The 7,255-nt window shown below is 68.0% G+C and carries 6 protein-coding genes; all 6 read left to right on the forward strand.

Features of this window, described 5'->3' with window-relative positions:
- Window positions 1–116: 116 nt before the first annotated feature.
- The 6 genes from ACQ4OD_RS02435 to gspG are packed head-to-tail and all read left to right on the forward strand — an operon-like array spanning window position 117 to window position 7,228.
- Window positions 117–1,763, forward strand: coding sequence for a lipoprotein UxpA (locus ACQ4OD_RS02435; protein ID WP_430943826.1), 1,647 nt, complete (start codon window positions 117–119; stop codon window positions 1,761–1,763).
- A complete protein-coding gene (locus tag ACQ4OD_RS02440; RefSeq protein WP_430943827.1) occupies window positions 1,760–2,179 on the forward strand; it encodes a pilus assembly protein PilZ in 420 nt (139 codons plus the stop codon). Before ACQ4OD_RS02435 ends, ACQ4OD_RS02440 begins: the two co-directional genes overlap by 4 nt.
- Window positions 2,180–2,182: 3 nt before the next feature.
- A complete protein-coding gene (gene gspD, locus ACQ4OD_RS02445) occupies window positions 2,183–4,132 on the forward strand; it encodes a type II secretion system secretin GspD (RefSeq protein ID WP_430943828.1) in 1,950 nt (649 codons plus the stop codon).
- Complete coding sequence (locus ACQ4OD_RS02450; protein ID WP_430943829.1) at window positions 4,132–5,580, forward strand: GspE/PulE family protein; 1,449 nt, start codon at window positions 4,132–4,134, stop codon at window positions 5,578–5,580. The genes gspD and ACQ4OD_RS02450 overlap by 1 nt, the downstream gene beginning before the upstream one ends.
- 2 nt (window positions 5,581–5,582) lie before the next feature.
- Window positions 5,583–6,779 (forward strand): type II secretion system inner membrane protein GspF, encoded by a 1,197-nt coding sequence (gene gspF, locus ACQ4OD_RS02455; protein ID WP_139669127.1) that lies wholly within the window; start codon window positions 5,583–5,585, stop codon window positions 6,777–6,779.
- 14 nt (window positions 6,780–6,793) lie between these two features.
- The gene (gene gspG, locus ACQ4OD_RS02460) at window positions 6,794–7,228 is read left to right on the forward strand and encodes a type II secretion system major pseudopilin GspG (RefSeq protein ID WP_139669130.1); all 435 of its coding nucleotides are present in this window, start codon (window positions 6,794–6,796) and stop codon (window positions 7,226–7,228) included.
- Window positions 7,229–7,255: the final 27 nt, after the last annotated feature.

Raw genomic sequence — 7,255 nt, forward strand, 5'->3', positions numbered from 1 at the left:
AAAACTCACCGCTATTACTAAAGCGTTAACCTGCGCTGTTTTGGAATTAACGTCGGTTTTCTGCCATCAAACTGTCACGCAAGCGCCGCAATATCCGGAGCCCTACGTGAACAGGGATGGCGGAGTCGATGGCGAGCAGGCGCGAAGTGATCAGCTGGATGGGTGTCGGTGCCCTGGCACCGTTGCTCGGCGCCTGCTCGGCTTTGCCCCTGCCGCGTGGCGGGGCCGATCGGGCGCTGGACCTGTTGTATGTCGCCGACACCCTCGACGCCCGCCAACCGGGCCAGGCCGTTGTGCCGGCCACACGCCTGGGCCCGGTCAGCCACCTGGGCCGTGCACCCTGGATGAGCGGGCCGAATGCCAGCGCCGGGCAGCCGGCGCTGGCGCCGTTGCTCGATGCTGGCCTTGCCGGCCAGGCCCATACTGGAGGTTATGCAGTATTGGCCGCGCTGCTCGAACAGCTGCGGCGCGAGGCCGGTAGCGAACAGTGCCTGACCCTGGAGAACGGCCAATGCTGGAACGGCAGCGGCCTGGCCTACCTCACCCAGGGCGAAAGCGGTGTGCAGGGCAGCCAACTGCTGGGCAGCGAAGCGCGGGTCAGCAGTGATGAGCGTGTGCTGTGGCCGCAGCGCAGTGCCGGGCTCTATCGGCAGTCCTCCTCGATTACCCTCGGCGCCGGGCTGGCCGATGCCCAGGGCAAGGCGCTGGGCGTCAAGGGGCTGCAGGTGTTCCAGCGTGGCGGTGTGCGCATCGCAGTGGTCGGCGTCACCGACCCCTACGCCCAGGACCAGAAAGCCTCCCTGAAACAGTGGTACCAATCCTTGCAACCGAGCTTCCAGCAAGCCCGGCGCGAGGCCGACCTGGTGGTGGCGCTGGCGGATGTCGGCACCGGCCCGGGCTTGTGGTTGGCCGAGCGCATACCCGAGGTGGATGTGCTGCTGTGTGCCCGTGGCCAGGACCTGTGGCCGGCGCCGGTGCTGGCCACCCAAGCCAGCGGCCGCCGGGTACCGGTGCTGTTCGCCGGTTGCCGGGCCAGTGGCGCGTTTCGCCTGCGCTGCCGCCAGGCAGGCGGCCAATGGCAGTTCGAGGCGCGGTTCTTCCCGGCCTTCGAGCACAGCCTCGCACCGCAGGCCCTGGCCCGTGCCAGCCAATTGCGCAGCGAACTGCAACGCCAGCGCAGCGGTCATGCCGCCTGGCTTGACCAGCCGCTGGCGCGTGCCCCTGAAGCATTGTGGCGCCGTGATACCCGTGGCGGCAGCTGGGACCGCCTGTTGCACCATGCCCTGGCCGATGATTCGAGCATGCCGGTGCTGCTGCCCGGCCTGCGCTACGACTACCCGCTGACAGCGGGCGAGTCGATCACCCGTGAGCACCTCATAAGCCTGACCGGTGGTTACGCCGCACCGGTGGTCGAGGCCCCGGCGCGCCAGGTCGAGCAGGTGCTGGAGAACGCCGCCGAGCAGCTGTTCGGCGACCCGTTGCTGCTGGACAACAGCCAGGACCTGCCGCGCTGGCAGAGCCAGGACTGGCAGGTCAACTACAGCCCTAACGGCAAGCGCATCATCGGCCTGCAACCCGTCGAGGGCCTGTGCCGCACCTTTGGCCTGCACTTCGATGCCCAGGCCGGCGCGCCCTTGTGGCAGACCCTCGAAGCCTGGCTGACCCGCCAGGCGCCGGGCTGGGCCCTGGCTCCCTTGCAACTGCCGGCCGTGCGCTACGTGCAGGGCCACCCTGGCTGGCACCCGCACCAGGTGGCCGCGTGATCTCGCGTCTTTTCAGCTTCGCGTTGCTGACCCTCACCGGCTGGCTGGCGGCGCAGTGCGTGCTGCTGCTCAGCCGCCAGCCGCAACCGGCCAATGCGCCGGCACCGGCGCCGGCACCGTTGCCAGGCTTGTTGGCCGAGCACTGGCAGACGCCTGTCGATGACGGGCGCATCCCGCTCACCCGCCTGCCCCTGGCCTACCTGGGCGGGCTCAAGGCCCAGCCGCTGTCGGCCAGCGTGGTGGTACTGCGCCATGGCCAACAAGTGCGCACCCTCGGCCGTGGCCAGCGCCTGGCACCGGGCATCGTGCTGCAGGACATCGACGCCGATGGCCTGATCTTCGACAACAACGGGCGGCGCGAGCGCCTGCCCTGGCCACCACGCCCCGCCGTGATCGGCTTCAAGCGCCAAGGATGAATGATGATCGCAAGGTACTGTCTGGCTGGGCTGCTGATGCTCGGCATGTCCCTGGCCCGGGCCGAAGAGGTGGAAGTCTTCGCCGACGACGGCACGCCGCTGTACGAGGTGAACTTCGTCGATACCGAGCTCGGTGAGTTCATCGACAGCGTGTCGCGCATCACCGGCACCACCTTCATCGTCGACCCCCGGGTGCAGGGCAAGGTCACCGTGCGCACGGTCGATCGCCACGACGCCGACGCTATCTACGACATCTTCCTTGCCCAGCTGCGCGCCCAGGGCTTCGCGGCCGTGGACCTGCCCAACGGCAGCGTGAAGATCGTGCCCGACCAGGCCGCGCGCCTGGAGCCGGTGCCGGTGGAAACCGCGGGCAAGAAGGCCGAAGGCAGCGACGGCGTGGCCACCCGCGTGTTCAATGTGCGCAACGCCGCCAGTGAGCAGATGCTCGGCATTCTCAAGCCGCTGATCGACCCACGGGTCGGGGTGATCACCCCGTATCCGGCGGCCAACCTGCTGGTGGTCACCGACTGGCGCAGTAACCTGGAGCGCATCGACAGCCTGCTGCGCCAGCTCGACCAGGTCAGCGACGAGCCGTTGCAGGTGATGCCGCTCAAGCATGCCAGCGCTGCCGACACCGCTGGCCTGGTGACCCGCCTGCTGGCCCGCGAGCAGGGCGCCGACAGCGCCCAGGTGGTTGCCGACCCGCGCAGCAATGCGCTGCTGGTGCGCGGCAGCGCCGACAGCCGGGAGCGGGTGCGGGCGCTGCTGGTGCAGCTCGACCGGCCCAGCGACAGTCTGCGCAGCAGCAACACCCAGGTCATCTATCTGCGCCACGCCAATGCCGCCGAAGTGGTCAAGGTGCTGCGCGGCCTGAGCCAGGCTGGCACGGTGCCGGCGGCGGAAGGCGAGGGCAAGGATGCGCCGGTGCCGGCGGCCAGCGACTCGGGCATTCGCCTGGAGTACGAGGAGGGCACCAACGCCGTGGTGATGGTCGGCCCGGACAGCGAACTGGCCGCCTACCGCAGTATCGTCGAGAAGTTGGACATTCGCCGGGCGCAGGTAGTGGTCGAGGCGATCATCGCCGAGGTCTCCGACAGCAGCGCCCAGGAACTGGGCGTGCAGTGGCTGTTCGCCGACGAGAAGTTCGGCGCCGGCATCGTCAATTTCGGCGGCAACGGGGTGAACATCGCCAGCATCGCCGGGGCCGCCAGCAGCGGCGACAACGAGAAACTCGGCAAGCTGCTTTCGGCCACCACCGGCGCCACCGCCGGCATCGGCCATATCGGTGGTGGCTTCAACTTCGCCATGCTGGTCAACGCACTCAAGGGCAAGAGCGGTTTCAACCTGCTGTCCACGCCGACCCTGCTGACCCTGGACAATGCCGAGGCGTCGATCCTGGTGGGCCAGGAGGTGCCGTTCGTCACCGGCTCCGTCACCCAGAACAACGCCAACCCCTACCAGACCATCGAGCGCAAGGAAGTCGGGGTGAAGCTGCGCATCAAACCGCAGATCAGCATCGACGACAGCGTGCGCCTGGACATCGTCCAGGAGGTGTCGTCGATCGCCGACTCCAGCGCCGCTAGCGATGTGATCACCAACAAGCGCGAGATCAAGACCAAGGTCATGGTCGAGGACAACGGCCTGGTGATCCTCGGCGGGCTGATCAGCGACGAGCTGGCTACCAGCAATCAGCGTGTACCACTGCTGGGTGATATTCCCTACCTGGGCCGGCTGTTCCGTTCCGACGCCAGCAAGAACACCAAGCAGAACCTGATGGTGTTCATTCGCCCGCGCATCCTGCGTGACGGCGAGAGCCTGGCCGGGATCAGCCAGCAGAAGTACCAGAGCCTGCAGCAGAACACTCCGCTCAAACTGCCGGCGCTGGCCGAGGGCCTGCCGTTGCTGCAAGTGTTCCCCGCCAGCCGGGCACGTCTGGAAGGCGGTGACTGGTGATGCTGCCCTATCGCCTGGCACGGCAGAGCGGGGTGGCAATGGCACCGGCTGAAAACGGCTGGCATTTGTGGTTGCGCGGCGACGCCGACAGTGACCAATTGCAGGAACTGCTGCGCGTGCATGGCCAGCCGGTGGGCGTCGAGCAGCTCGACAGTGCGAGCTTCGACGAGCGCCTCGGCCAGCTTTACCAGGCTGGCGAGGCGGCGAACCAGGCCTTGATCGAAGGCATCGGCGAGCAAGTCGACCTGGACAGCCTGATGAGCGAGATGCCGCGCATCGAGGACCTGCTGGAAAGCGATGACGAAGCACCGGTGATCCGCCTGATCAATGGCCTGTTCGGCCAGGCGCTGCGCCTGCGCGCTTCGGATATCCATATCGAGACCTTCGAGCAGAGCCTGGTGGTGCGCCTGCGCATCGACGGCCACCTGCGCGAGGTGCTGCGCCCGCCACGGGCGTTGTCGGCGATGCTGGTGTCGCGGATCAAGGTCATGGCGCGGCTCGATATCGCCGAGAAGCGCCAGCCCCAGGATGGCCGCATCACTCTGCGCGCCGCCGGGCGCGAGGTGGATGTGCGGGTCTCGACCTTGCCCGGTATCCATGGTGAGCGGGTGGTGATGCGCGTGCTCGACAAGCAGGCCAGCCTGCTGGCGCTGGACAACCTGGGCATGCCTGCCGCCGTGCTGCGCGGCTTGCGTGGTTGCCTGGCACGGCCCAATGGCATTGTGCTGTCCACCGGCCCCACCGGCTCGGGCAAGACCACCACGCTGTACGCCAGCCTCAACAGCCTGAATGACGGCAGCCGCAATATCCTCACCGTCGAGGACCCGGTGGAATACGCCATCGCCGGCATCGGCCAGACCGCCATCAACCCGCGTGCCGGGCTGACCTTCGCCAGTGGCTTGCGCGCCATCCTGCGCCAGGACCCGGACGTGATCATGCTGGGCGAGATCCGCGACCAGGAGACTGCGCAGATCGCCGTGCAGGCCAGCCTCACCGGGCATCTGGTACTGTCGACCCTGCACACCAACAGTGCCGTCGGTGCGGTGACCCGCCTGCGCGACATGGGCATCGAGCCGTTCCTGATTGCCTCGTGCCTGCGTGGCGTGCTGGCCCAGCGCCTGGTGCGGCGCCTGTGCACCTGCGCGGTGGCGCAGCCGCTGCAAAGCGCCGAGCGTGAACTGTGGCCGGAGCTGGGCAGCCTGCGCGAAAGCTATCACCCGGTCGGCTGCGAGCACTGCCAGGGCAGCGGCTATGTCGGCCGGCTGGGGCTGTACGAATTCATCGAGTTGGACGCCGGGCTGGTTGCCTTGCTCTACGACGGCGAGAGCGAACTGGCCATGCAGGCCTACCTGGATGGACGCCGGCAAAGCCTGGTGGCTGAGGCCCGCGATTGCCTGGCCCGGGGCGAGACCAGCCTGGCCGAAGTGCTGCGCGTGGTGCAGGGTTAGCCATGCCGACCTATCGCTACCAGGCCGTGGATCTTGCCGGCAAGGCGCACAAGGCCAGCGTGCAGGCCGACAGCGAGCGCCATGCGCGGCAATTGCTGCGCGAGCAGGGCCTGTTCGCCCGGCACTTGCAACGCCACGATAGCGCACAGCCCGGTCGTCAGCGCCTGACCCGTGGCCAACTGTGCGAGCTGACCCGCCAACTGGCGACCTTGGTTGGCGCTGGCATCCCCCTGGTCGATGCCCTTGCCACACTGGAGCGGCAGCTACGCCAGCCGGCCTTGCACGCGGTGCTGGTGGCCTTGCGCGGCTCCCTCGCCGAGGGCCTGGGGCTGGCGCGTAGCCTGGCGCGACAGGGCGCGCCGTTCACCGGTTTGTATTGCGCGCTGGTCGAGGCCGGCGAGCGCTCCGGACGCCTTGGCCAGGTGCTGAGCCGTCTGGCCGACCATCTCGAACAGGTCCAGCGCCAGCGCCACAAGGCACGCACCGCGCTGATCTACCCGGCGGTGCTGATGGGCGTGTCACTGGCCGTGGTGGTCGGCCTGATGACCTTCGTGGTGCCCAAGCTCACCGAGCAGTTCGCCCACTCCGGGCAGAGCCTGCCGTTCATCACGTCGCTACTGATCGGCTTGAGCCAGGGGCTGGTGCAGGCCGGCCCCTATCTGCTGGCACTGGCGATCCTGGCCGCGCTGTTGGGCGGCTGGCTGCTGCGCAAGCCGCACTGGTGCCTGCGCCGCGACGACCTGCTGCTGCGCCTGCCGCGTATCGGTGTGCTGCTGCAAGTGCTGGAGAGCGCGCGCCTGGCACGCAGCCTGGCGATCCTCTGCGGCAGCGGCGTGGCCCTGCTCGAAGCCCTGCAGGTGGCCACCGAGACAGTCGGCAACCGGCGAATCCGCGCAGCCATGGAGCAGGTACGCCAGCAGGTGCAGGGCGGCACCAGCCTGCACCGGGCGCTGGACAACGCCGGGGAGTTTCCGCCGCTGCTGGTAAACATGGTCGGCAGCGGCGAGGCCAGCGGCACCCTGGCCGACATGCTCGAGCGGGTGGCCGACGACCAGGAGCGCGGCTTCGCCCGCCAGGTGGACACTGCCATGGCGCTGTTCGAACCGCTGATGATCCTGGTAATGGGCGCCGTGGTGCTGTTCATCGTGCTGGCGGTGCTGCTGCCGATCATGCAGCTCAACCAGGGATTGCAACTGTGACAAGGAGAACTTCGATGCCGCAACGACGTAACCGCCAGCGGGGCTTCACGCTGATGGAAATCATGGTGGTGATCTTCATCATCGGCCTGCTGATCGCCGTGGTCGCGCCCAGCGTGCTGGGCAACCAGGACAAGGCCATGAAGCAGAAAGTCATGGCCGACCTCGCGACCTTGGAGCAGGCGCTGGACATGTACCGCCTGGACAACCTGCGCTTCCCCAGCACCGAACAGGGCCTGGCGGCGCTGGCGAAGAAGCCGACCCAGGAACCGCTGCCGCGCAGCTGGCGCAGTGACGGCTATATCCGCCGCCTGCCGCAAGACCCGTGGGGCACCCCGTACCAGTACCGCATGCCCGGCGAGCATGGCCGGGTTGATGTCTATTCGCTGGGCGCCGATGGCGTGCCGGGCGGCGAAGGGCTGGATGCCGACCTGGGCAACTGGGCGCTTTGAGGTGATGGGTCGAGGGGAGCGCAACTG

The organism is Pseudomonas sp. WC1 (genome assembly GCF_050586565.1).
Classification (GTDB): domain Bacteria; phylum Pseudomonadota; class Gammaproteobacteria; order Pseudomonadales; family Pseudomonadaceae; genus Aquipseudomonas.

Bases quoted from the DNA above. Each gene is read 5' to 3' on its own strand.
- ACQ4OD_RS02435 (WP_430943826.1), top strand. From the start codon at position 117: ATGGCGGAGTCGATGGCGAGCAGGCGCGAAGTGATCAGCTGGATGGGT.
- gspD (WP_430943828.1), top strand. From the start codon at position 2,183: ATGATCGCAAGGTACTGTCTGGCTGGGCTGCTGATGCTCGGCATGTCC.
- ACQ4OD_RS02450 (WP_430943829.1), top strand. From the start codon at position 4,132: ATGCTGCCCTATCGCCTGGCACGGCAGAGCGGGGTGGCAATGGCACCG.
- gspF (WP_139669127.1), top strand. From the start codon at position 5,583: ATGCCGACCTATCGCTACCAGGCCGTGGATCTTGCCGGCAAGGCGCAC.
- gspG (WP_139669130.1), top strand. From the start codon at position 6,794: ATGCCGCAACGACGTAACCGCCAGCGGGGCTTCACGCTGATGGAAATC.